At 69.5% G+C, this 23,694-nt stretch carries 24 protein-coding genes and 2 pseudogenes; 2 read left to right on the top strand and 24 right to left on the bottom strand.

Annotated features, from left to right (window positions below):
• Window positions 1-211: 211 nt before the first annotated feature.
• A complete protein-coding gene (locus EJ357_RS33115) occupies window positions 212-820 on the top strand; it encodes a murein hydrolase activator EnvC family protein (RefSeq protein ID WP_126400357.1) in 609 nt (202 codons plus the stop codon).
• Between the two features lie 76 nt (window positions 821-896).
• On the opposite strand, the gene EJ357_RS33110 is transcribed toward EJ357_RS33115, so the two are convergent.
• The 23 genes and pseudogenes from EJ357_RS33110 to proS all read right to left on the bottom strand — a co-directional run bounded on the left by EJ357_RS33110 (window position 897) and on the right by proS (window position 20,627).
• Window positions 897-1,454, bottom strand: coding sequence for a TetR/AcrR family transcriptional regulator (locus EJ357_RS33110; RefSeq protein ID WP_126400355.1), 558 nt, complete (start codon window positions 1,452-1,454; stop codon window positions 897-899).
• 95 nt (window positions 1,455-1,549) lie between these two features.
• Window positions 1,550-2,392 (bottom strand): RNA polymerase sigma factor WhiG, encoded by an 843-nt coding sequence (gene whiG, locus EJ357_RS33105; RefSeq protein WP_003997555.1) that lies wholly within the window; start codon window positions 2,390-2,392, stop codon window positions 1,550-1,552.
• Window positions 2,393-2,685: 293 nt separating this feature from the next.
• Complete coding sequence (dprA, locus tag EJ357_RS33100) at window positions 2,686-3,846, bottom strand: DNA-processing protein DprA (RefSeq protein ID WP_126395374.1); 1,161 nt, start codon at window positions 3,844-3,846, stop codon at window positions 2,686-2,688.
• A pseudogene (locus EJ357_RS33095) lies at window positions 3,843-4,487 on the bottom strand (ATP-binding protein); the annotation flags it as partial. The pseudogene EJ357_RS33095 and the gene dprA, both read right to left, overlap by 4 nt.
• A gap of 100 nt (window positions 4,488-4,587) precedes the next feature.
• A complete protein-coding gene (locus tag EJ357_RS33090; RefSeq protein ID WP_126395373.1) occupies window positions 4,588-5,166 on the bottom strand; it encodes a DUF6262 family protein in 579 nt (192 codons plus the stop codon).
• Window positions 5,163-5,333, bottom strand: coding sequence for a hypothetical protein (locus tag EJ357_RS48535; RefSeq protein ID WP_175647605.1), 171 nt, complete (start codon window positions 5,331-5,333; stop codon window positions 5,163-5,165). Before EJ357_RS48535 ends, EJ357_RS33090 begins: the two co-directional genes overlap by 4 nt.
• Window positions 5,330-7,981, bottom strand: coding sequence for a tyrosine-type recombinase/integrase (locus tag EJ357_RS33085; RefSeq protein WP_126395372.1), 2,652 nt, complete (start codon window positions 7,979-7,981; stop codon window positions 5,330-5,332). The genes EJ357_RS48535 and EJ357_RS33085 overlap by 4 nt, the downstream gene beginning before the upstream one ends.
• The gene (locus EJ357_RS33080) at window positions 7,978-9,174 is read right to left on the bottom strand and encodes a site-specific integrase (protein WP_126395371.1); all 1,197 of its coding nucleotides are present in this window, start codon (window positions 9,172-9,174) and stop codon (window positions 7,978-7,980) included. Before EJ357_RS33080 ends, EJ357_RS33085 begins: the two co-directional genes overlap by 4 nt.
• A gap of 121 nt (window positions 9,175-9,295) precedes the next feature.
• Window positions 9,296-10,286: pseudogene (locus tag EJ357_RS33075) on the bottom strand (YifB family Mg chelatase-like AAA ATPase); the annotation flags it as partial.
• A gap of 1 nt (window position 10,287) precedes the next feature.
• Window positions 10,288-10,671, bottom strand: coding sequence for a YraN family protein (locus EJ357_RS33070; protein ID WP_126395370.1), 384 nt, complete (start codon window positions 10,669-10,671; stop codon window positions 10,288-10,290).
• A 122-nt stretch (window positions 10,672-10,793) separates the two neighbouring features.
• On the bottom strand, window positions 10,794-11,102 hold the full coding sequence (locus EJ357_RS33065; protein ID WP_003965949.1) for a DUF2469 domain-containing protein: 309 nt from the start codon (window positions 11,100-11,102) through the stop codon (window positions 10,794-10,796).
• Between the two features lie 56 nt (window positions 11,103-11,158).
• Window positions 11,159-11,704, bottom strand: a complete 546-nt coding sequence (locus tag EJ357_RS33060; RefSeq protein WP_407698531.1) for an NUDIX hydrolase — start codon at window positions 11,702-11,704, stop codon at window positions 11,159-11,161.
• A 10-nt stretch (window positions 11,705-11,714) separates the two neighbouring features.
• A complete protein-coding gene (lepB, locus tag EJ357_RS33055; protein WP_126395369.1) occupies window positions 11,715-12,491 on the bottom strand; it encodes a signal peptidase I in 777 nt (258 codons plus the stop codon).
• A gap of 133 nt (window positions 12,492-12,624) precedes the next feature.
• Complete coding sequence (gene lepB, locus EJ357_RS33050; protein WP_126395368.1) at window positions 12,625-13,596, bottom strand: signal peptidase I; 972 nt, start codon at window positions 13,594-13,596, stop codon at window positions 12,625-12,627.
• Window positions 13,484-14,575 (bottom strand): signal peptidase I, encoded by a 1,092-nt coding sequence (gene lepB, locus EJ357_RS33045; RefSeq protein ID WP_126395367.1) that lies wholly within the window; start codon window positions 14,573-14,575, stop codon window positions 13,484-13,486. The genes lepB (EJ357_RS33050) and lepB (EJ357_RS33045) overlap by 113 nt, the downstream gene beginning before the upstream one ends.
• Window positions 14,568-15,287: a signal peptidase I gene (lepB, locus tag EJ357_RS33040; RefSeq protein WP_126395366.1), complete on the bottom strand. Its 720-nt coding sequence runs from the start codon at window positions 15,285-15,287 to the stop codon at window positions 14,568-14,570. Before lepB (EJ357_RS33040) ends, lepB (EJ357_RS33045) begins: the two co-directional genes overlap by 8 nt.
• Window positions 15,288-15,347: 60 nt before the next feature.
• Window positions 15,348-15,698, bottom strand: a complete 351-nt coding sequence (gene rplS / locus EJ357_RS33035) for a 50S ribosomal protein L19 (RefSeq protein WP_018531094.1) — start codon at window positions 15,696-15,698, stop codon at window positions 15,348-15,350.
• 134 nt (window positions 15,699-15,832) lie between these two features.
• A complete protein-coding gene (gene trmD / locus EJ357_RS33030; protein ID WP_126395365.1) occupies window positions 15,833-16,666 on the bottom strand; it encodes a tRNA (guanosine(37)-N1)-methyltransferase TrmD in 834 nt (277 codons plus the stop codon).
• Complete coding sequence (gene rimM, locus EJ357_RS33025; protein WP_126395364.1) at window positions 16,663-17,214, bottom strand: ribosome maturation factor RimM; 552 nt, start codon at window positions 17,212-17,214, stop codon at window positions 16,663-16,665. Before rimM ends, trmD begins: the two co-directional genes overlap by 4 nt.
• A gap of 84 nt (window positions 17,215-17,298) precedes the next feature.
• Window positions 17,299-17,538, bottom strand: a complete 240-nt coding sequence (locus tag EJ357_RS33020; RefSeq protein WP_003973401.1) for an RNA-binding protein — start codon at window positions 17,536-17,538, stop codon at window positions 17,299-17,301.
• A gap of 2 nt (window positions 17,539-17,540) precedes the next feature.
• Complete coding sequence (gene rpsP / locus EJ357_RS33015) at window positions 17,541-17,960, bottom strand: 30S ribosomal protein S16 (protein ID WP_030048919.1); 420 nt, start codon at window positions 17,958-17,960, stop codon at window positions 17,541-17,543.
• A gap of 393 nt (window positions 17,961-18,353) precedes the next feature.
• Window positions 18,354-18,950 (bottom strand): hypothetical protein, encoded by a 597-nt coding sequence (locus EJ357_RS33010; protein WP_126395363.1) that lies wholly within the window; start codon window positions 18,948-18,950, stop codon window positions 18,354-18,356.
• Window positions 18,951-19,211: 261 nt separating this feature from the next.
• Entirely contained in the window at window positions 19,212-20,627 is a 1,416-nt protein-coding gene (gene proS / locus EJ357_RS33005; RefSeq protein ID WP_126395362.1) for a proline--tRNA ligase, read from the bottom strand.
• A gap of 198 nt (window positions 20,628-20,825) precedes the next feature.
• On the opposite strand from proS, the gene EJ357_RS33000 reads away from it, so the two are divergent.
• Window positions 20,826-21,692, top strand: coding sequence for an SAM-dependent methyltransferase (locus tag EJ357_RS33000; RefSeq protein WP_126395361.1), 867 nt, complete (start codon window positions 20,826-20,828; stop codon window positions 21,690-21,692).
• Between the two features lie 9 nt (window positions 21,693-21,701).
• Here the strand turns inward: EJ357_RS33000 and ftsH are convergent, their stop codons facing one another.
• A complete protein-coding gene (ftsH, locus tag EJ357_RS32995) occupies window positions 21,702-23,639 on the bottom strand; it encodes an ATP-dependent zinc metalloprotease FtsH (protein ID WP_126395360.1) in 1,938 nt (645 codons plus the stop codon).
• Window positions 23,640-23,694 lie beyond the last annotated feature (55 nt).

Below are 23,694 nucleotides of genomic sequence, written 5' to 3'. Positions count from 1 at the left end.
GCCGTGCCACGAAGGACCGAGGGGCGCTGACACGGACCGTTTCCGGTTGTCGTGTCGGGGCGTGCGAAGTCGACCCGGTGACCCGGATCGCCAAAAGAAGTGTACGGGACCCGGGAGGCGCCGGGTGACGCCGCTGTCCACAACTCGGGAGTTATCCACAGATCCCGGCCGTGATCGGCGGGCGTGCGGGACCGTTACCGGCATGCGAGAGATGCGATGGGCGAAGACGACACGCAGGGCAAGGACATGCGGGCGACTGGTGTTGCTGCTGCTCCTGACGGCGACCGTCCTGCTGGCACCGGCCCCACGACTGACCCCGACGGCCACGAGCGGGCCCGCTGCGCCGGCCCCGGACCCCACGGTGCCGGCGATCGGCCGAGCCTGGCCCGTCGGGTTACGTCCCCCGGTCCTGCGTGGCTGGGAGCCCCCTCCGACACCGTACGACCGGGGCCACCGGGGTGTGGACCTGTCGGCCCCTGCCGGAGCGCCGGTACGGGCGGTCGCGGCGGGCCGGGTGTCCTTCGCGGGCCGGGTCGCGGGCAAGGGCGTCGTGGCCGTGGAGTTGACGGGTACAGGAGATCCGCCGCTGCGGACGACGTACGAACCGGTGCGGGCGGCGGTGGAGAAGGGGGACGCGGTAGAGGCGGGAGAAGTGGTGGGCACCGTGGAGGCGACCGGCTCGCACTGTACGGCTACGTGCGTGCACTGGGGCCTGCGCAGCGGCGAGAGCTATCTGGACCCACTCTCACTCCTACCGCCACAGCTACTGGGCTGGGGCCCGTCGAGGCTGCTGCCGGTGCTGGGGGTGCCGCTGCCGTAATGATCACGGATGGGCGACGGCGTCCGCGGCCCGCGTGTGGCGCGGCGATGTCGCGAGCGGCACGGGTGGGCGCGGCTCAGCCCCGAACGCCCCTCAGTGCCATCGACACAGCCGCCTCGGTGATCGCCGCCGGCTCCTCCGCAGCCCCCAGCTCGATCCGCCGCACGGCCGCGTCCACGACACCCTGCAGCAGCATCGCCGCGAGCCGGGGCTCCGCGTGCCCCATCTCCCCCAGCGCCTCGACGATCATCGCGACGAGCCCGCCGTGTGCCGCCCGGATCTTCTCCCGCGCCCCGGCGTCCAGCTCGCTCGCGGAGATCGCCACCACGGCGCGGTGCCGCCGATCCCCCACCAGCGCGAGCTGCTGCCGCACATACGCCTCGACCTTGCCCTCGGCCGTCGACTCCCGCTCCATCGCCGCGGACACGTCCGCGGCCCACACGGGGAAGTCGACCTCGCACAGTTCCTCGACCACGGCGGCCCGTGACCGGAAGTACTCGTACACGGACGACCGCGCGAGCCCCGTCCGCTCGGCGAGGGCCGGGAAGGTCAGCGCCTCCGTACCGCCCTCGGACAACAGGGATCGAGCCGCGTCCAGCAGGGCGGCTCGCTGCATCGACCGGTGCTCGGCCACGGAGGCCGCTCGAATCCTTGGCACGTCAACCACTCTACGGACGCGCCACCGCCGACGGGAGTCTCTCCACGGATCCCCCCACACGTCCCGCCAGGTCAACGGCCGAAGCCGGCCAGCTTCGCCCGCAACTGCAGCACCGACTTGGTGTGGATCTGGCTGACCCGGCTCTCGGTCACACCCAGCACGTTCCCGATCTCTGCGAGCGTGAGCCCCTCGTAGTAGTACAGCGTCACCACGGTCTTCTCCCGCTCGGGCAGCGTGTTGATCGCCCGTGCCAGGAACCTCCGCAGCTCCCGGTCCTCGGCCACCTCGACCGGGTTGTCCGCGGCGGTGTCCTCCAGGGTGTCCATGACGCTCAGCCCGTCGCCGCCCTCGCCGCCGACGTGCAGCAACTCCTCCAGCGCCACCACGTTCGCTAGCGACAACTGGCTGAAAACGGCGTGGAGTTCGTCCACCGCGATCCCCATCTCGACGGCGACCTCGGCCTCCGTCGGCGTCCGCCGCAGCCGCGCCTCGAGCGTCGCGTACGCCCGCTCCACGTTCCGCGCCTTCTGCCGCACCGATCGCGGGATCCAGTCCAGCGCCCGCAGCTCGTCGATCATCGCGCCCCGGATCCGCGTGATCGCGTACGTCTCGAACTTGATCTCCCGGTCGATGTCGAACTTCTCGATCGCGTCGATCAGCCCGAACACCCCCGACGACACGAAGTCCGCCTGCTCCACGTTGGGCGGCAGACCGACACTCACCCGGCCTGCCACGTACTTGACGAGGGGCGAGTAGTGCAGGATCAGCTGCTCGCGCAACCGCTCGTCCCCCGTCGCCTTGTAGGACCGCCACAGCTCGTCGAGTGTCGAGGGTGCGGGCGGCCGCACGCTGCCACCGTCACGGGCGGCTGGGGGGATGGCCGCCCGGTCGGACCCGGAGGTGTGCTGGGGCATTCGTTGCCTTGTGCCGTTCTGCCGTGAAGTGGGGGCGCCTGGGGGAGCTGCCGGTCTGATGTCGTTCTGTCGCTGTTGCGGGGTCGAGGTGCCGGTCTGCGCCGGAATCCTCGTGAGCGTAGCGTGACTGCGGTGTCGCGGTGCGCGAAGGGCGGAGCACAAACCGTACGCAGATACGTTCCGCTGGACGCCCCGCCAGGGGACGGCGATAGCTCTACGTGATCACCCGAACACCCCAACTGGGGGAATTCACAAGGGCGTCCGTGTTCCCCCGTACGGCCGAACATGCTCGGTCAGCATGGACTTCGACTGGCCCGAACGGACATCATCGCCTGGCGTGTCAACTTCCAGCCGTCGCCATGTCGTTCGACGTAACCGAGTGAGCGGAGTTCGTACAGTCTCGCGATCGCGTCGTCCTCGGTGGTCTGCGCGCCGCGCGCGACCTCGTCCGCCCGTGCCGTGCGGCGCCCGGGCAGCGCGGCCAGGACTCTGCGAGCCCGCGGCTCCAGCAGGTCGCGCGGGAGGACGGGCCCGCGCCGCTCGGGCGCCAGTTCTCCCATGTCGCCCACGAGTTCGACGACCTCCGCGGCGTCGGTGACCAGCACGGCATCCCCGCGCAGGAGTTCATGCGCGCCCGCGGAGAGCCCGCTGGTGGCCGGGCCGGGCACCCCCATCGTGTGACGGCCCAGCCGCTGGGCCGCCCGCGCGGTGACGAGTGAGCCGCTGCGATGGGCGGCCTCGACGACGACCGTGCCCCGAGTGAGTGCCGCGATCACCCTGTTTCGCACGATGAATCTGCTGGGCGTCGGGTGATCACCAGGTGGCAGCTCCCCGATCACGAGTCCCTGGTCCGCGATCCTGTTGATCAACTGGGTGTGCCCGCGGGGATAGGGCCGGTCGACCCCGCAGGCGAGCACGGCGACCGTGGCGCCGCCGGCCCCCAGGGCACCCCGGTGAGCGGCTCCGTCGACCCCGTAGGCGCCGCCGGACACGACCACCCACCCCCGCTCGGCCAGCCCGCCGGCGAGGGTGGCCGCCATGTGGGCCCCGTACTCGGTGCAGGCCCGAGCGCCGACGACGGCCACGGACCGCAACGCCCACATCCGCAGACTGGCCCGTCCCCGCACCCACAACCCGAGGGGCCGGGCGTCGCCCAGATCATCCAGTTGCTGCGGCCACTCGACGTCGCCGGGACACAGAAACCGCACGCCGGCCTCCCGGGCCACGGCGAGATCCCGATCGGGCTCGGCCCGCAAGGCCCGAGCCCGCAACCCGTCCCACCGCTTGTAACTCACCCCGGGTAAGACCTCCACCCCCTCCCGCAGCCGCCGCACCACTTCCCTCACCCCGAACTCCCGTACCCACCGCCCGGCAACCTCGTCCCCGGGCTCGACGACCCGACCGAGAAAGACCCGGCCGAGCAACTCGTCGTCCGGAGCCTCCCTCCCGTTCACGTCAGCGCCCCGATGGCCATGGGCACGCCTCGCGGAACGCCGGTGCGCAGTTGCAGCGCCAGGGCGACGTCCGTCGCGTCGGGCCGGTCGTGCCCGACGAGGTCGGCGACGGTCCAGGCGACGCGCAGGACCCGGTCGAGGCCGCGGGCGGTCAGCACGCCGCGTTCAAGGTTCCGTTCGGCCTCGTCCATGGCACCGATCGCGGCATACCACCGGCTGCGCAGCTCACGTCCGGGGATCTCGCTGTTGGTCCGCCACGGGGTGCCGGCGAGCCGGGCCGCTGCGCGCTCCCGGGCGGCCCGCACTCGATCGGCGACCGTCGCGGTGGACTCGCCCCGGGCCCCGCGCGCCGTCAGCTGGGCGCGCGTCACACGGTCCACCTCGACCCGGAGGTCGACTCGGTCGAGCAGCGGCCCGGACAGCCGGGCCTGATAGCGGCGGATCGATGAGGGCGGGCACTCGCACAGGTCGTTGGTCTGGGAGAAGCGGCCGCAGGGGCAGGGGTTGGCCGCGAGCACCATCAGGAACTTCGCGGGAAATCGCACGACTCCCGCACTGCGCGCGATCACGACGTGGCCGGCCTCCAGGGGCTGCCGCAGGGCGTCGAGGGCATGGCTGTTGAACTCCGGCGTCTCGTCCAGTTTTCCTAGTCGACGAGTGTCCGTATTGGTGATGAACTGGATTGATGCGTCGCGTAGGCGTCCGGGACGTTGATCGGGCGGACCGGCCAGGTCTTTCAGATCAGGGCTTTTGCTGAAGTTCGAGCAGCTGGACCTCAAGGTCAGCAATGCGCTTCTCGGCAAAGCGGTTGTTGGAGCGGGCGCCTTCCAGCCGTTCCTGTAGCGAGCGGTGTTCTCGTGCGAGCTGCTGAACTCGTCGCTTCAGGGTGGTGTTCTCGGTGGTGAGGGCCTGGACGGACTCGCCGGGGACCATCTGCTCAGCGTCTCGGAGCTGGCCCATGAGCTCGCCAATCTGCTGACGCTGGGCGAAGACCGTTTGCTGGGTGCGGGTGAGTGCCGCCTCGGCATTCAGTGCCCGCTCGCGCCACGATGCTTCGATCTGCTCGTGTTTGTCCTCGGTCAGCCGGTCGTGTCTGCTCTTGCTGGCGGCGACCGCCTGACGGACGATCGTTCGAGCTTCCGCGTTCTCGTAGAGGAATGTGGACGAGACGTCCGCCCGTTCAGCGATTCCGCGAACGGTGAGCCGGCCGCGTTCGCGCCGGAGCTGACTGATCGCCTTCTCGATGCGGGCGAGTTTCTCTTGTGTCTGTCGGCGGCGGGCAGCGACGGCCGCCGCAGTCTGGCTGGACCCGGCGGTCATCGCGTCTCCGGGTCCTGTTCGTCATCGTCGGGCTCGGCGGCGTCCGCGGAGCGGACGTAGTGCTCAGCCGATGCGCTGGGGGTGTGTCGCAGTTCGCGGCGGACGTTCTCGGCCGGGGTATTGCGGATCAGTGCCGTGACCAGTTGGCGGCGTGCGGCGACGTTCATGCGCTGTCCTCGTTGTCTTCGGCGTCGTCGATGTGGTCGGTGCCGTACTCGTTGTCGGTGGCCTGCAGGTCGGCATGGCGAGCGAGTTCCTCTGCCCTGAAGGCGGTGGCCCAGACGCGTCCGAAGTAGTCCTGTGGCCGGCGCAAGTCGAGGGCGAGGGCTTCGTCAAGGAGTCCGACGGCCTCCAGGGCTCTCTCGAGCCCTGCGATGGCGCGGGCGGTGGGTTCGAAGAGCTCGTGGAGGTAGTCGGCCACCTTCGGGTCGGGTGCGCGTTCGGCGAGCGTGCGCCATTGGTCGCGTTTGCGGTGCCAGTAGACGAGGTCGGCGCCGGACATGACGAACTTGTCGCAGTTGTGGCAGTCCAGGTTCCACGGACAGGCATTGCCGTCGACGACGTGCTGGAAGGTGCAGAAGCCGCCTTCGGCAGGCGTGGACCGGCGGGTGAGGTCGATGGCCAGGGCCTCGGCCTCCTCGCGGCTCATGGGTTCGCCCTCGGACAGGATGAGGCCGGGCTGGGCCGCTCCCGGGCCCGCGACCCAGATCGCCTGGAGGGCCTGGTCGAGCATCGGGTCGGTGTTGGCGAGGTGGACGTAGTGCTCGGCCATCGCGTCGGAGACCTGGCCCAGGTAGCGCTTGACGTGCGTGAGGTTCGCGCCGGCCTTCAGCAGGTTCGTGGCCAGAGTGTGCCGGGCCTGGTGCGACACGGAGTGACCGATGTTGAGGGTGCTCACCCACTCGCTGAACAGCGTCCGATACCAGCCGTAACTCACGCTCTTGACGAAGGTGCGGTTGGTCGTCCGCCGTGGGAACAGAGCCAGAGTGCGCCGTTCGGCGTCGGCGGGCTGGCGTCCGTGGCGTTGAGCGAAGCGGGCCACGGTCTTGGCCTGTCGGGCCTGGATGCGCTGGTAGAGCCGTTCCGAGATGCGGATTCCCTCGTCCACGTTGCCCACTTTGGTCTGGTCATGCCAGAGAAGAGGGAGGTTCTTGTATCGGCCGATGCACTCCAAGCGCAGTTCGAGTACCTCGCTGGCGCGGCGACCGGTAGTGACGATCGCTTCCCAGGAGTCACGCAGTCCCCGGTCCTCAAGGTCCATCTCATCGAGGCATTTGAGGTTCTGTTCGTTGGCGAGTGCCCGCGCCACTTCGTCGGAGAACGGTCTGCGGCGGCCCGCCTTCCCGCCCCCGCCGTGCGGGAGGGTGACGATGAAGATCCGGTCGAGTCCGATCCGCTGCGCTTCTCCAGAGTCCAAAGCGTTGCGCAGGATGAGCCGCGCGCCACCGAAGATCCGGGACACCTGCAGCTTGGTGACGTCCGCAGCCGCTTGGGGACCTCGCCGGCGAACGGTGTGGTGGACTCCGAGCGGCTTCAGCCCGTGCTCGGCCCGATGACGCTGGTCAGCGACAAAGCCGACCATGTGGTCCTTGGTCAGCATGGTGGGATCGTGTCCGCCGCCCGGGGCCTGGGCTTCCAGATAGGCGCTGAGTTCGACGCATCCGCGCCGGGTGCGGTCGAAGGGCTGGCGACTTCGGGGCGGGTCGGTCGTCAGCCGTGTATCCATCCAGTCCCAGAGAAGATCACGGAGCCAGCGCTGACTGACGTTGGAGATGTCGACGTAGCTGCCGTGGTTGGTGAGTCGGACCCCGTAATGGGCGGTTTCGATGTAGCCCGCGTCCTTGGTGTCCTGCCGACTGAAGTAGACCACCCGCAGGTGGTGCAGCATCCTCTGGGCGACCTTGGACGGATGCTGGGGACACTGCTCAAGGTCGAGGTCTGCCAGTGAATTGACGTCCTGGCGGCGGCATTGGGTCGCCAACTGCTGCACGATGTTGAGACACCAGCGGGCGCCCTCCTCGGGGGACTGAGCGTGGTGGAAGAGCGTCCACTTGATCTCCGCCCGGACCAGAGGCCTCAGGCCCAGCAGCGACAGCATGCCGTCCATCCGGCCGATCGGCTCACTCTGCGTGCACCAGCGCCGGAAGAGCACCTGGTCCGTGTAGGTGACGGCGACGGGAAGCGACAGTTCCCGCGAGCGCTTGCCCCAGTTCCTCACCTTCTCGGCTCCACCGGGACTTCCTTCCCGGCGATAACGTTCAAGGTGGTGGTGACACAAGCCGATCCAGTGAGCTCCGGCCCGACCGCAGGCCACCACCTTGCACTGGCCGAAGTCGGGGTAGGGCAGCTGATCATCTGCCCAGAGTTCAAAGTCGCAGGGCTTCCCCTGGCGGCGTTGTCGGCTCCGCCACTTCACGAGGTTTCCGGCGTGCAGGAAGCACAGGCCATCACCGCTGTAGGCCGGCGCGTGCGAGCAGATCACGCATGAGTCAAGGTTCCGCCCGCCCCGGACCTTCAGGGGCTGGGCCTTGCTGAGGAACTCGACGATGCCATTGCCGACGCGCTGCACCGCGTTCCATTCGGCGGTGTGTTCGCCGCAGAAGTCCAGGAACGCGTTGCGGCTCCGCTCGCAGCCGGGGACCCGGCAGTTCCAGCCGTAGACAGGGTGGTCAGGGGCAACCTGGATGACGTCGTCACGGAAGACCGGGTCGAAAGTCGGAGCCGCGATCAGCGCATGGAGAATCTCCAGCCGGTCCGAGACCGTGCGTGTCTTCGCAGCAGAGCTGACGGTAAGCGTGAGCGGCTGGGCCGTCACTCCTCCTCACCCCAGACGCTCTGCAGCGCGGCCGTGAACTGGGGCGAGTGCAGGTCCGGGTGCCCGTAGACCCCGTCGACCATCTGCGCCGATGCCCAGTTGCCGACCACCTTGGCCACCATCGAGTTGCCGTCGGTGACGTCCAGGACGTCGTTGGTGATCTGGTGGCGAAAGGCCTTCGGCGTGACCCTGCCGGGCAGATCAGCCCGGCGGCCGGCGCGACGCAGCATCCCGCGGGCCGCGTCCGCGCTCCAGGGTTCGCCGACGTTCGGCCCGGCAAGCTGGATCAGCAGCATGCCGTGGCCTGTGGCGTACTTCGCGTACTCCGTCGTCATGTACTTGAAGTAGGAGCTGATCATGGCGGGGCTGGCGCGGTAGATCTCCCCGCCGGTGATCACGCCATCGACCATCTTCCAGTCCGGCTTGATCTTCGCCGCCGACCGGTTCGGGTTGCCCCACCGGTGACAGACATGCAGATGAGGACTCTGACACTCGTTGCAGGCCGCGTTCTCCCGCAGATGCAGGTCCACCAGGTGCAGCCCCGTCAGCCCGCCGATCCGTAGCGCCGTGTCGGACAGCCACCGCACGACCATCTCGTCCCGGGCGGTGTTCACCGCCTCGGCCAGCTCCGGCTTGGCACCCTCCGGCAACATCTTCGGATGCCGCCTGCGGGGCGGCCGCTTCGGCGCCAGCGGGTTGGACGGCATCGACTTCTTCACATGGCCCAAGAAGGCTCGACTGCGGTCCACCTTCGTCGGGAGCCGTTCCACCGCGAGCACCGCCCGCAGCTCCTCGTTCACACCCCGGCTGGCACAGACGTGAAGGTAGAAGCCCTTTAGGCATGCGGCCGCGACCTGGAGAGCCGAGGCTCCGTAGGGACGCTGCGGCGGCACCCGCCACGGCTGCCCCCAGGGCATAGGCACCTCTGCCCCCACCGCACCCATGTACCGCTTCAGATCGAGCAACGTGATCGTCTCGGTGGTCAGCCCCTCACGGACCCGCCACCGCAAGTGGTCCACCAAGGAGTAGGCATAGGTCTTCTGCGTCCCCGACCCCTCGAACGGCCTGAGATAGCCATCAGCTTCCTCATCGACCGAGCAGTCCGGACAGACGATCGTGTACGACAGTCCGCCGCCGGACCGCTTCAGTACCTGGACTCTCAGGTCGTCGAGTACCACCCGGCTCCGCGCCACCCATGCCTCCCCGCGTGTTCCCTTCTACGTGCTGAAAGGAACGGAGGCAGTCGGTTAACCGGAACGGGATGACCACAGGAAGGACCCAAACGAGTGACACGGACACCTGAAGGCCGGTTGGAAAAGTCCAGGAAGAGGACGCCTCGGTGGGAGAGCGACACCGCACCGGGCCGCGCGATCCCGGCGCCTCCGCCGACGAGCGCCTGCATCGTCGCCGAGTGATGCGGGGCGCAGTAGGGGGCCACGTCGATCAGGGGCTTGCCCGGAGGCAGCAGCCCCGCCACCGAGTGGACCGCCGTGACCTCCAGCGACTCCTCCCTGGTGAGCAGGGGCAGGATGGCCGGCAGCCGCTCCGCGAGCATCGTCTTGCCGGCGCCGGGCGGTCCCTCCAGGAACAGGTGATGCCCGCCCGCCGCAGCGACCTCCACGGCGGTACGCGCCGAGATCTGGCCGACCACGTCGGCGAGATCGTGCCCGTGGTCGGGCTGGGCGGCGCCCATGCTGTTCATGCCGGTGGCCGCGCCCGTCCCCGGCACCCGCAGACCCGCGAGCAGCGGATCCGGGCGGCCTTGCGCTTCGGGTTCCTCGTCGGGTACGGGTTCGTCCGCGAGGACGGCGATGAGCTGGCGCAGGCTGCGCACTCCCAGTACGGACACGCCCGGCACCAGCGACGCCTCGGCGGCGGCGCACTCCGGGACGACCACCTGCTCGTAGCCCGCGTCGGCCGCGGCCAGCACGGCGGGCAGGATGCCCCGGACGGGACGTACCCGTCCGTCCAGGCCGAGCTCTCCGATCATCACGATGTCGGCGAGGACCCGCGGATCGATCCGCTCGCAGGCGCCGAGGACGGCGCATGCGACGGCCAGGTCGAAGCCGCTGCCCGCCTTGGGCACCGATGCGGGGCTGAGCCCGACGGTCAGCTTCTTCTGCGGCCACTCGCCACCCGAGTTCACGACGGCCGCCCGCACCCGGTCCCGGCTCTCCGACAGACTCTTGTCGGGCAGCCCGACCAGAGTGAACGCCGCCACTCCCGGTTCCAGATCCGCCTGGACCTCGACGACGACTCCCTCGACGCCCACCAGGGCCACCGAGCACGTACGAGCGAACCCCATGTCAGGCCACCCCCCGCGCGTGCTCGACCACCGGCGCGCCGCGCTGTGGCAGGAGGACGCCCACCAGGTCGATGCGGACGCCTCCGGGTGGGGCCCCGCCATGGGCGTGGAGCCAGCTTTCCGCCAGGCCCCTGAGGCGTTCGGTCTTCTCAGGGGTCACCGCGGCCATCGGGTGCTCGAAGGCACCCGTCCTGCGGGTCTTGACCTCGCAGACGACCAGGACGTCGCCGTCCCGCGCCACGATGTCGATCTCGCCTGTCCTGCCGCAGCGCCAGTTGCGCTCCAGGATCGTCATCCCGGCCTCGACCAGCCGCCGTGCGGCCAGCGTCTCGCCGTACCTGCCCAGTGCGCTGCGTGCGTTTCCCGTGCTCGTGTTCGTGCTCATGTCGGCACCACCTCCGGCGCCAACATTGAGGGCAGCTCACCGAGCTATTGGATCTTGGTGGACAAGTTCGCGACTGTGGATAACTTCCTCACCCCTCCGGGTGAACCTCACCCACAGGGCGGCTAACCACCCGGAAGCTCCAGATCGCTCTTGTTCAACTCCTCGATGTTCACGTCCTTGAACGTGAGCACCCGGACCTGCTTCACGAACCGCGCCGGCCGGTACATGTCCCACACCCAGGCGTCCGCCATGGACACCTCGAAGAACACCTCACCCTGGACCGAGTGCACCTGCATCTCGTAGTCGTTGGTCAGGTAGAAGCGCCGCTCAGTCTCGATCACATACTTGAACAGACCGACGACATCGCGGTACTCCCGATAGAGCTTGAGCTCCATCTCGGTCTCGTACTTCTCGAGGTCCTCGGCGCTCATGGCATGTTCCCCTTCAGCCGTGCGATCCCACCATTGTGCGCCAGTCCCGTCAGCACCTAGACAATTTCGGGGTCAAGGGTCACGGGCCCGGCGGGGGGACCTTCGTCGAGCAGTGTGCGCAGCAGCTCGGCGAGTCTGGTCGGATACACCGTCTCATGTGCTCGGGCAAGTTCCTGACACGTCCACCAGCGCGCTCCGGCGACGCTGCGCCTCTCCAGTTCGGTGAGAGCGACGGCCCTGGTCGCCGTCTGCGTCGTACGGGCCAGGTAGTACCACTCGTCCTGGTCCCAGCGGCGGCCCGCGAACGGGAAGGAGCACATCCGCCGCCACAGCACGGGACCGAGTTCCACCTCTGTTATGCCCGTCTCCTCGGCGAGTTCCCGCAGCGCGGCCTGCGCACGGCTCTCGTCGCCCTCGACGCCCCCGCCCGGCGTGAACCACCAGTCGTCCGCCGGATCCTCCGGCTCGTGGCCGTGCAGCAGCAGAATGCGGTTCTGCGGGTCGAGCAGCACCACGCGGGCGACCTTGCGCAGCCCACCGTCGTACGAGTCGCCGTACGGGGTCTGTCCCGCCTCCGTCCCGTCGTACGGCTCGTTCCCCACGCCCACCGCCTCAGCGGGCACCCGCGGGCTCCGTCCGGGGCGTCGGCCGCTTGGCCAGCCGGTTGGCGATCGGCCCGTACGCCGCCCCGCCCATCACCAGCACACCGCCCAGGACGATCAGCGCGACGATCGTCCGCAGCGGCCCCGGCGACGACAGCGCGCCGAGTTCCCCGAAGCCGGCGGGGCGCTGCAGCATGCCGTCCATGGGCCATACGACGGCGTCCACCCGGGCCGACACTGCACTGCGCGCCACGGTGCCGCCGGCGGCGTCCGTGAGGTGGGCCGTGGAGTCCAGGGAGCCGCTGCGTTCGTCACCGAGCAGGAAGAGCCTGTCCTTCGGCACCGTCACCGTCGGGAAGTTCTTGATCTCGGCCGGGCCGTGCCCGGCCAGGTACGGTTCGTCGATCTTCTTGCCGTTGACGGTCAGCTTGCCGTCGGCGCAGCAGGCGACCGTGTCCCCACCGACGGCGACCACACGCTTGACGACGGGCGCGTTGGTCACCCAGGTCTTGTCGGTGAACACGACGACGTCACCACGGCGTACCTCAGCGCCGTCGACCCGCTGGGCCAGTACCCGGTCGCCCGCGCCGATCGTCGGCACCATCGAACCGGTGGGCACGGTGTACGGGCGGTAGACCACCGCTCCCCAGGCGAAGCCGCCCAGGAACAGCACCAGGCCCAGCGCCACGGCCAGCCCGGACAACCGCTGTCCGGTCCGGCTGCCCGCCGGGCCCCTGCTCGCGCCGCTGTCACGCGGCGCCGTACGTATCGTGCTCTCGCCACCCATGGGTCCGCACCCTACCCGGCGGTACCGACACCGGGCAGCCCCTCCCGAGCGGGCGAGGTCACACGCTCGGCAAAGCTTTCCCAAGGCGCCGGCCTTCAGCCCCTTCAGGCCTGCGGCAAGGCGCCTCGCCCGGTCAGCGGCTCTCCGCCGCCTTGATCCGCTGCCGGCGCCACAGCACCAGCGGCACCGCACCGGCCAGCGCGAGCCCCTGCGGCGCGACCGTCAGCGCGGCGGAGCGGGCGCTCAGGTTCTGCTCGAAGGTGTCCGGAACCGGCAGGTTGTCCCAGCGGTTGACCGGCCAGGCGATCACGATGGCGCGGCCGACGACCTGGTCGACGGGGACCATGCCGTGGTTCTTGTCGGACTGGTTGTAGCGCGAGTCGCGGGAGTTCTGCCGGTGGTCGCCCATGACCCAGATGAAGCCCTCGGGGACCTTCACCTTGAACTGGCCGCCCTGGTCGTCCTGGCTGCACGGCGTGTTGCCGGCGTAGACGTAGGACGCCTCGCTCAGTGCCTTGCCGTTGACCTTCAGGGGGCCGGTGCCGTTGCACTCGACCGTGTCACCGCCGACGCCGATGACGCGCTTGATGAGGTCCTTCTCCTCCGCGGACGGCATCAGGCCGATCCAGCTCAGGAAGGTCTGCAGTGCGTTCGGGTCGGGAGTGGGCTCACCCGCCAGCCAGTTGGCGGGGTCGTGGAAGACGACCACCTCGCCGCGCTCGGGCTCGGAGCCGAACCAGGGCGTGAGCTTGTCGACCAGGACGCGGTCACCCTGCTGGAGGGTGTTCTGCATCGAGTCGGAGGGGATCGAGAACGCCTGTACCAGGAACGTCTTGATCAGCAGCGCGAGGACGAGCGCGATGCCGATCAGGATCGGCAGCTCCTTCCAGAAGGAGCGCTGCTTGTTCGGCTTGGAGGAAGCCCCGCCCGACTCCTGGCCGCCGGTCGGGGGCTGCTCGCCCGACCCTCCGCCGGAGCCGTCCGGTCCGAGGTCATTCCCTGAGGTCACGGCGCCGTCCGTGGCCGGGTCGGCCGCGTCCACGGGGCGTCCGCGGTGCTCCTCGCCGTCGTGCCCGGATCGTGCGCCAACCGCCACATCCCCCACGCCAACTCCTTACTGTGTGCCGCTGCCTGCCCCATACGCGGCGCAGGCCCACCACTCCCATAACGAGCGGGAGTTCCGCAGGGCTCGGGAGCTGGATCGTTCCGTTCGAATCGTCGGAAGCAACCCTATGCGACAGCTGGGCGGACGCGGTCGACCCGGTCGCCGAGTCGGACACGGACGCGTACGTTTTCGGTTCGTCCAGGGAGGTCCAGTGACCGAGCGGCCAGGCGATCCACATGGCCCGTCCCACGACCTCCTCCTCGGAGACCGTGCCGCTGTAGCCCTGGTCCTGGTGCGCGCGGGAGTCCGCGGAGTCGGCTCGGTGGTCACCCATCACCCACAGCCGTCCCTGCGGGACGGTGATGTCGAACTCCGCTTTGGAGGGGGCGTTGCCGGGATACAGATAGTCCTCGTTCAGGGGAACGCCGTTGACGGTGACCCGCCCCTGCGTGTCACAGCACTTGACGCGGTCGCCGCCGACGCCGACGACGCGCTTGATGAGGTCCTTCTCGTCGTCGGACGGCAGCAGGCCGATGAAGGTGAGCGCCTCCTTGACCTGCTTGACGACGACGGGATCCTCCTTCTTCACCGTCGTCTGCTCGTCGTTGAGCCAGCCACCGGGGTCCTTGAAGACGACGACGTCCCCGCGCTGCGGCTTGGAGCCGAACCAGGGGGTGAGCTTGTCGACCAGGACGCGGTCGCCGACCTGGATCGTCTGTTCCATGGAGCCGGACGGGATCACGAAGGCCTGGACGAGGAACGTCTTCAGGACGAGCGCTATGAGCACCGCGACGCCGACGAGGAGGGGTATCTCCTTCATCGCGGAGCGCCTGCGGCGCCGCTTCACCTTGCGCTGGAGCTGGCGCCGCTCCGCGCGGGTACGACCGCCGGCGGGGCTGGCGGCGCGCCGGGCACCGGTGGGCAGCAGATTGTCGGCAGGGCTGCTGGGCACGCCGCGGGGCTTGCCACGGTTACCCATGCGCGCCCTCCTCGGCGGCAGGCACGCGCGCGTAGGCGTCCGGACGGTGCAGGCGGGTCCAGTGCGCGGTCGGCCATACGATCCAGTCGGCGCGGCCGATGACGTCGTCGACCGGGATCATGCCACCGCCGGGCGAGCCCAGACGGTCGCGGGAATCGCTGGATTCGCTGCGGTGGTCGCCGAGGACGAACAGGGTGCCGTCGGGCACGACGATGTCGAAGCGCACCCTGGACGGACTGTCACCGGGGTACAGAAACGTCGACTCGTCGACCGACCGGCCGTTCACCTGGATCCTCCCCTCCTTGTCACAGCAGACCACATGGTCTCCCCCCACACCCACAACGCGTTTGATGTAGTCGGCATCCCCGAAATACCCAGTTCCGTCGAACACGACAACATCGCCGCGCCGCGGCTCGGCACCGAAACGGTACGCCAACTTATTTACGAGAACGCGGTCGCCGATCCTCAATCCGGATTCCATGGATCCGCTGGGAATCTGGAACGGCCGCAGGACGAACGTGTTGAGCAGCAGCAGGAACGCCATGCAGACCAGCAGCGTCAGGCTGATACGCCCGCCCGGGAGCCACTCGGCGATCCGCGACACCAACGCGAAGCGCGACCGTTCCCCCGGCCCCTGTGTGTCCGAGGTCTCCTCGGAGTCGGAAGGGCGGGAGGAGCGGTCGCGCTCCGTCGGCTGTGCTTCGGTGTCCATCGAGGCCAGATGTTATCCGGCCCCGCTTTGGACCCCGCGGGGGCGAGCCCCCTGAAGCGCTCAGTTCTCGCGCTTCTCCTTGATCTTCGCCGCCTTGCCGCGCAGCTCGCGCAGGTAGTACAGCTTGGCGCGGCGGACGTCACCCTTGGTGACGAGCTCGATCTTCTCCACGATCGGGGTGTGCACCGGGAAGGTGCGCTCGACGCCGACGGAGAAGGAGACCTTGCGGACCGTGAAGGTCTCGCGCACGCCGGCGCCCTGGCGACGGATCACAACGCCCTTGAACTGCTGCACACGGGAGCGGTTGCCCTCGATGACGCGGACGTGGACGTTGACGGTGTCGCCCGGGCGGAAGGCCGGAACGTCGCTGCGCAGCGACGCGGCGTCGACGGAGTCGAGCAGGTGAGACATTTCGTCTGCTTTCTTCGCCCATGCCACAGGTCATAGGCGGGAGCTAGGTGTTTCATGAGGATGCTGTCCGTGTCGGGGCGGGCGTCGTGTCCCCCTGTGGCAGGGGCGCACGCCGGACGACGCACAACAGCGACCTATTCTTCCACGCCCTCGGTCCTGCGCCAAAATCGGCCGAACCGCTCCCCCTCCGGGTCGGGCATCCAGCCCAGGATGGAGAGCATCTCGCGGTCCTTCTTGTCGAAGGCCTTGGGGTCGCAGCGCTCGATGAGGTCGGGCCGGTTGGCCGTCGTACGCCTGAGCGCCTCGTCGCGGCGCCAACGGGCGATCTTGCCGTGGTGCCCGCTGAGCAGCACATCAGGAATGCCCCGGCCGCGCCACTCGGGCGGCTTGGTGTAGACGGGGCCCTCCAGGAGGTTGGCCATGGCGCCGGGCGCGAAGGAGTCGTCCTGGTGCGAGGCGGCGTTCCCCAGGACGCCGGGCAGCAGGCGGGCCACTGCCTCCGTGATGACCAGTACGGCCGCCTCGCCGCCGGCCAGGACGTAGTCGCCGATGGACACCTCGTGGACGGGCATCCGGGTGGCGTACTCGTCGACGACGCGGCGGTCGATGCCCTCGTAGCGGGCCGGCGTGAAGATCAGCCAGGGCCGCTCGGAGAGCTCGACGGCCAGCTCCTGGGTGAAGGGACGGCCGCTGGGGGTCGGGACGATCAAGGTGGGCTCGCGCGAGCCCGTCTCGTAGCCGTCGGCCAGGACGGAGTCCAGCGCGTCCGCCCACGGCTCGGTCTTCATGACCATGCCGGGGCCGCCGCCGTACGGCGTGTCGTCGACCGTGTTGTGGCGGTCGTACGCCCAGTCCCGCAGGTCGTGCACCTGTACGTTCAGCTGTCCACGCGCGCGTGCCTTGCCGACGAGGGAGACGTTCAGCGGCTCCAGGTACTCGGGGAAGATCGTGACGACGTCGAGCCTCATGCGCTGTCGTCCCCGTCCCTGGTGGAGGCGATCTCGGCCCGGTCGTCGATCAGCCCCGGCGGCGGGGTGATGACCGCCCGCTGCTCCTCCAGGTCGATCTCGGCGACGATCTCCGCGACGAACGGGATCATGACCTCGCTGCCGTCGGGCCGCTCCACGATGAAGAGGTCCTGCGAGGGCAGGTGCGAGATCTCGGTGATACGGCCTACCTCCACGCCGTCGGCGGTGACCACGTCCAGGTCCATCAGCTGGTGGTCGTAGTACTCGTCCTCCTCCTCGGGCAGCTCGTCCGGGTCGACCTCGGCGATCAGGAGGATGTTGCGCAGGGCCTCGGCCGCGGTGCGGTCGGCGACGCCCTCGAAGCGCAGCAGGAGGCGGCCGCTGTGCACCCGGCCGGTCGCGATGGTGAGCGGGCCCGCCGATGCGGGGTCCGTGGACAGTACGGCGCCGGGCCCGAGCCTCAGTTCCGGCTCGTCGGTACGGACCTCGACGGTGACCTCGCCCTTGATGCCATGGGCGCGGCCGATCCGCGCGACTACGAGCTGCACTTTCGAAGTTCTCCTGTCATCACGACGTCGGGCCGGGGACGGCCCAGTGGCCCTCCCCGGCCCGAGCCGGTGCTGCGTTCGGCGTCAGCGGACGTGGTCCACGTCGACGAGGTCGACGCGGACACCCCGGCCGCCGATGGCGCCCACGACGGTGCGCAGAGCGCGTGCGGTGCGGCCGTTGCGGCCGATCACCTTGCCGAGGTCGTCGGGGTGGACCCGGACCTCGAGCACACGCCCGCGACGCAGGTTGCGCGAGGCGACCTGCACATCGTCAGGGTTGTCGACGATGCCCTTCACGAGGTGCTCGAGAGCCTCCTCGAGCATGCTCAGGCCTCGGCCGACTCGGACTCGGCGGCAGCCTCGTCCTTCTTCTCCGCCTTCTTCTTCTGGGTGATCGCCTCACCCTTGCCCTCGTCGTCGCCACCAAGGGCCTCGAACGACGGGCGCGCCTTCTTCGGCTCGGCAACCAGCAGCGGAGCCGGGGCGGGCTCGCCCTTGAACTTCTGCCAGTCGCCGGTCTTCTTCAGAATGGCGAGGACGGGCTCGGTCGGCTGCGCGCCGACACCCAGCCAGTAGGCCACACGGTCGGCGTCCACCTCGATGACCGACGGGTTGTAGGTCGGGTGGTACTTGCCGATCTCCTCGATCGCACGGCCGTCACGGCGGGTGCGGGAGTCGGCGACGACGATGCGGTAGTGAGGCGAACGGATCTTGCCCAGACGCTTCAGCTTGATCTTGACTGCCACGGGAGTGGATTCTCCTGGATTTGACGTGGTTGGGCACGGCGAGACTGCCGCGTGGGGTTGCGGTACCCGAGTGCCCGATGGACGCGTCAGCCGGAGGAGAGAGGGGTCCTGTGCGGCTGTCGAGTACAGCTAGCCATTGTGCCACACCCTGCGGCTCACTTTTGGCCGAGGGGGCGGCGAGGGTGCCCGGGCACGACTGAGGGGCACCCGGCGCCTCGGGTGCCGTCAGGGTGGGTCGCGCAGCCCGGCGCTGACGGGGTGCCGCCTGAACGGGTGACAGCGGCACCCCGGCGCCGCGCGTACCGACGCGATTGCGTACCGACGCGCTGTGCGTCGCCGCGCGCCATGCGTCCGACCGGCAGCCACGAGATGCCGGTGCTCGACGAGGCGCTCTTACGCCGCTCCCACGACCTCCGGAATCCGGAACGGCTTGCCGCAGCCGCCGCACACGATCGGGGCCTGGGCCAGGACCGACGGAACGACCCGGACGTTACGGCCGCAGTCGCACACCGCCTTGACGCGGACACCGCCGCCGGAGGAGCCGTGGCGGGCTGCCGGGCCCCGGAAGGTCCGGCTCGTGTCGGCGGAGGTCGCAGCCGTGTGGGCCTTGAGGGCACGCTGGAGGCGTTCGATGGTCGGGCGGTAGCGGCGCTTGGCCTCGGGGTTGAGCGTGACCAGGGAGAAGCCGCTGCTCGGGTGCGGTTCCTCGGGGTGGTCCAGGCCCATCTCCTCGGCGATGGCAAGGAATCTGCGGTTGTGGTAGCGGCCGGCCCGGGAGGTGTCGCGGACGCCGCGCGCGGCGGCGATGCCATGGACTGCCTCGTGAAGCAGTCGCTCGAAGGAGAGCTCGTGACCGCAGGCGGACGACGACTCCCCGATCAGGGACTCTGGCGCGGCGAGATCCGGCAGTTCGGGGTGGTACCGCTGAATGTCGGCCCACGCCTCTGCCAGCTCTGCGGCGAGAACAGGTGGTGTCTGTGTCGTGCTCACGTAATGACAACGAGCCGGAGTGCCGCTGTGTTCCGATTCCGGGCCATCCCAAATAATTTGCACGTACCCGTCAGTTGCGAATGATGCGCCACGACGAGGGCGGGTGCGCCGATCTGCGGAGAAGCCTCACAGCTCATACCAAGCCGGTGCGTAGTCTGACGTACGCCCCGGCGCGTACGCCCTGTCCACGCGCCGGTGCGACTGTGGTCCGCGGATGCGCAAGAGGCGTTTCGGTCGCTCTCGTTCCACACGGGCGTCATCTCAATAAGCGCGCGCGACGACGGCGACGTTACCCGGCGCGTCGTCGGCGTCCGGCACCGACCCGTCCTCGGCGACCAGACACCGTACGGTCACGGCGTGCTCGGCCAGCCTGGCCTCGCCTTCTTCGCCGAGCTCGGCCCACGGGACGCGCGCCCAGCCGCCGGCGGCGGTCGCCTCGACGGCCTGCTCGATCGTCGAGACCTCGGACGTACGGGACTCGCGGCGTTCGCGGGACTGCCTAAGCAGCAGCTCCTGATCCTCTTCGAGGACGGTGGGGAGCAGTGCCGCCAGCGCGTCCAGGGGCACCGCTTCCTTGCCGCCCGGAATCCGCCGCGCCAGCATCGCCGTGCCGTTCTCCAGGTCACGCGGCCCGAGCTCGATCCGTACGGGCACGCCCTTCAGTTCCCAGTCGACGGCGCGGCGGCCGAAGGGGATGTCGGTGCGGTCGTCGACATGGACGCGGAGGCCGGCGGCCTTCAATCGGTCCCCGATCTCGCGGACCTTGGCCAGAACCGTCTCGTCGCCCTTGATCGCGAGGACGACGACCTGGATCTGCGCCAGGCGCGGCGGCACCCGCAGTCCGTTGTCATCCCCGTGAGTCATCACGAGGGCGCCGATCATGCGGGTGGTCGAGCCCCAGGAGGTCTGCCAGACGAGTTCCTGCTTGCCTTCCCTCGACAGGTACCGCGTGTTGAAGGCCTTGGCGAAGTTCTGGCCCAGCTCATGGCTGGTGACCATCTGGAGGGCCTTGCCGTCGCCCATCATGCTTTCGAGCGTGAGGGTGTTGACGGCCCCCGCGAAGCGCTCCTTGACCGTCTTGCGGCCGGAGACGAAGTCCATCGCGAGGACGTTGCGGATGAAGTCGCCGTAGACATCGCTCTGGATCCGGGCGGCGAAGTCGCGCGCTTCCTCGTACGTGGCGTGCGCGGTGTGGCCCTCCTGCCAGAGGAACTCGGTCGTGCGCAGGAAGAGGCGGGGCCTGAGCTCCCAACGGACCACGTTCGCCCACTGGTTGATCAGCAGGGGCAGGTCACGGTAGCTCTGCACCCACTTCGAGAAGTAGTCGTTGATGATCATCTCGGAGGTGGGGCGGACCACCGCCGGCTCCTCAAGCTCCTTGCCGCCGCCGTGCGTGACGACCGCGAGTTCCGGCGCGAAGCCCTCGACGTGGTCGGCCTCCTTGGCGAAGTACGACTGCGGGATCAGCAGCGGGAAGTACGCGTTCTGGGTGCCCGTCTCCTTGATCCGGGCGTCCATCTCGGCCTGCATCCGCTCCCACAGCCCGTACCCGTACGGTCGGATGACCATGGTGCCGCGCACCGGACCGTTGTCGGCCAGCTCGGCCTTGTTGATCAGATCCTGGTACCAGCGCGGGAAGTCGTCCGCCCGTGGTGTGAGTACGGGTGCCTTGGCCATGGCGCGATGGTACGGGCCCGTGTTGCCGGAATGTGAATTCTGGCCACGGACACAGCGAACCCACAAGCCGGGCTCCGCGACCCCTGGACGGGGCGTCGAGCGCGGAGTTTCCTGGCATACGGGGGGAGCGTGAGCGCATGTCACGGGGGCTAGCGAATCGGGCACATCATCAACTCTCGGTGGATTGGGGCGCTTTACATGACACCTACGCTCGTGCGGCAGCACCTGCCTCACGCGGGCGCGGCACCCCGCGTGGACCTGTGTGCACGCGCGCGTGACTGGTCCGAGATCCAGGAGCGGATGCTGGTTCCGCTCTACGAGGCCGTCTACGAGCGAGTGGAAGTGGGCCCCGGCACCCGGCTGCTGGGCCTCGGCTGCGGCAGTGGGCTCGCCCTGCTGATCGCGGCATCCAGAGGCGCGGCCGTCACCGGTGTCGAGTCCTCCTCCCCCGAACGACTCGCCCTCGCACGGCAGCGGTTGCTGCCGGAGGCGTGGGACACGCGCGCGCGTGCCGGCACACGGCTCGTCGACGGCTCGCCGCGCGACGCCGCTGACACCGCCGACGCGGCGACGCCCCCGTACACCCTGGTGACCGCCTTCGAACCCATCGGGTGCCTCGCGGGTGACTCCGAAGGGCTCGGTGAGACGCTCACGGCCGCCACTCCGCTGGCCGAGCGCGGGGCGCCCATGGTGCTCGCCGGCTGGGGTCCGCCGGAGCGCTGCGCCACCTCGTCCGTGCTGCGGGTCGCCACGAAGTTGGCCGATCCCTTGCGCAGCACGGGCAGTTGGCGCCCCGCCCTGCGCGACGACCTGGAGGAGGTCGCCCAGCGCGCGGGCCTGCGTCCCGACGGTTCCGGGCGGGTGGCCTGCCCCTTCGGGTACGCGGACGTCGACAGTGCCGTACGGGGACTGCTGTCGACGGGGCTCTTCGACGCGGCGATCTCCGCGACCGACCAGGCGCAGGTGGACAAGGAGGTGACGGAGGCGCTGCATCCGCACCAGCGGCAGGACGGCACGGTGTGGATGCCCAACGTCTTCCGGTACCTGATCGCCCGCGTGCCCTGAGCGGGTCCGCTACGCGTCCGTGTCCTTGCTCAGCCGGGTGATTCCGGCGATCCGGTACGCGTCTGCCTCCTCCAGCGTCTCGTTCTCCAGCAGCGCCTCGGCCAGGGCGTTCAACTGCCCCCGGTGGTCCCGGAGTTTGCGGATCGCTTCCTCGTAGCACTCCTCGACGATCCGGCGCATCTCGGCGTCGATCACGTCGAGGGTCTGCGGGGCGGCCGCGAGGCCGTACGCCTGCTGGGCGTCGCTCGGCAGGGCGGACAGCCGGCCCACGCGCTCGCTCATGCCCCAGCGGGCGACCATCCCGCGCGCGATGTTGGTGACCTGTTCGAGGTCGTTCTCGGCGCCCGTGGTGACGACGTCGTAGACCACCTGTTCGGCCGCCATACCGCCCAGGGCGCCGATGATGCGGCCGCGCAGGTAGCCCTCCGAGTGCGCGTACCGCTCCACCTCGGGCGTCGACATCGTCACCCCGAGCGCCCGGCCGCGCGGCACGATGGTGATCTTGCGTACGGGGTCGGCGCCCGGCTGCAGCATGCCGAGGAGGGCGTGTCCGCTCTCGTGGTACGCGGTGCGTCGGCGGTCCTCCTCGGGCATCACGAGGGTGCGCTCGGCGCCCAGCTGCACCTTCTCCAGGGCCTCGGACAGATCCGATGCGGTCACCTGCCCCTGCCCCCGCTTGACCGCGAGCAGGGCGGCCTCGTTGGCGAGATTGGCCAGATCCGCACCTGTCATGCCCGGGGTCGTGCGGGCCAGCTGGGTCAGGTCCACGTCCTCGGCGAGCGGTATCTCGCGGGTGTGGATCCGCAGGATCGCCTCGCGGCCGCCGCGGTCCGGCGGGGCCACGCTGACGACCCGGTCGAAGCGGCCGGGGCGGGTCAGCGCCGGGTCCAGGATGTCGGCGCGGTTGGTCGCCGCGATGACGATCACGCCTTCCGAGCCGGAGAAGCCGTCCATCTCGGTGAGGATCTGGTTCAGCGTCTGCTCGCGCTCGTCGTGGCCGCTCACCGAGGCGCCGCCGCCGCGCATCCGGCCGATGGTGTCGATCTCGTCGATGAAGATGATCGACGGCGCCACCTTGCGGGCCTCGGCGAACAGCTCCCGGACCCGGGACGCGCCGACACCGACGATCATCTCGATGAACTCGGACGCGGAGGCGGAGAAGAACGGCACGCCCGCCTCGCCCGCCACCGCACGCGCCAGCAAGGTCTTGCCGGTGCCGGGCGAGCCCGCGAGCAGCACGCCGCGCGGCATCTTCGCGCCCATCCTGCGATAGGCGTCGGGGTGCTCCAGGAAGTCGACGACGTCGTCCAGCTCGCCCTTGACCTCGTCGATGCCGGCCACGTCCGCGAACGTCGTGCGCTCCTTGCCGGGCTGTAGCTCGACCGGCTTGGGCGGCGCCTTGCGGCCGAGCATGCCGCCCGCCCCACCGAGCCCCCCGCCCATCCGCCGGGCGACGAAGATCCAGACCGCGAGCAGCAGCACGATCGGGATCAAGGAGAACAGCAGGTTGGACAGGACACCGCGCTCCCGCACGACGGGTTGGGCGGTCACGGTCACGTCATGGCGGTCCAGTTGCTGCCAGAGATCGTCGTCCGCGAAGGCCGGTCGCTGGGTCTTGAACCTGGTGTAGTCGCCGTCACCGTCGGGGTTGTCCCGGGCGCTCTTGAGCTCGCCCTGGATCGCGTCGCCCTTGGAGTAGATCTTGTCGACGTTGCCGGCGTCGACCTGCCTGCTGAACTCCGTGTAGGAGATCGTCGGCTCGTTGCCCCGGTCGAGGTACGTCAGCCCGACATAGGCGAGCAGGAACACGACCACCGCGGTGAGGAGCAGGCCCCACCAGCGGCCGCGCATCCGTCGGCCACGGGGCCGCCCGGGCGGCTCGTCCGGTGTGCCCTCGGTGCGCCACGGCTGGTCAGGGGCCTTGCGTGGTGGCGCGGCATTGCTCATATCTGGACGTTACGGCAGATGCCGGTCCCTGGCACGCGCTGAGGGCGCCCCTACG

This window comes from Streptomyces cyaneochromogenes (assembly GCF_003963535.1).
Taxonomy (GTDB): domain Bacteria; phylum Actinomycetota; class Actinomycetes; order Streptomycetales; family Streptomycetaceae; genus Streptomyces; species Streptomyces shaanxiensis.
The sequence above is the reverse complement of the archived record's forward strand: the minus strand, read 5'-3'. Positions and strand labels throughout refer to the sequence as shown.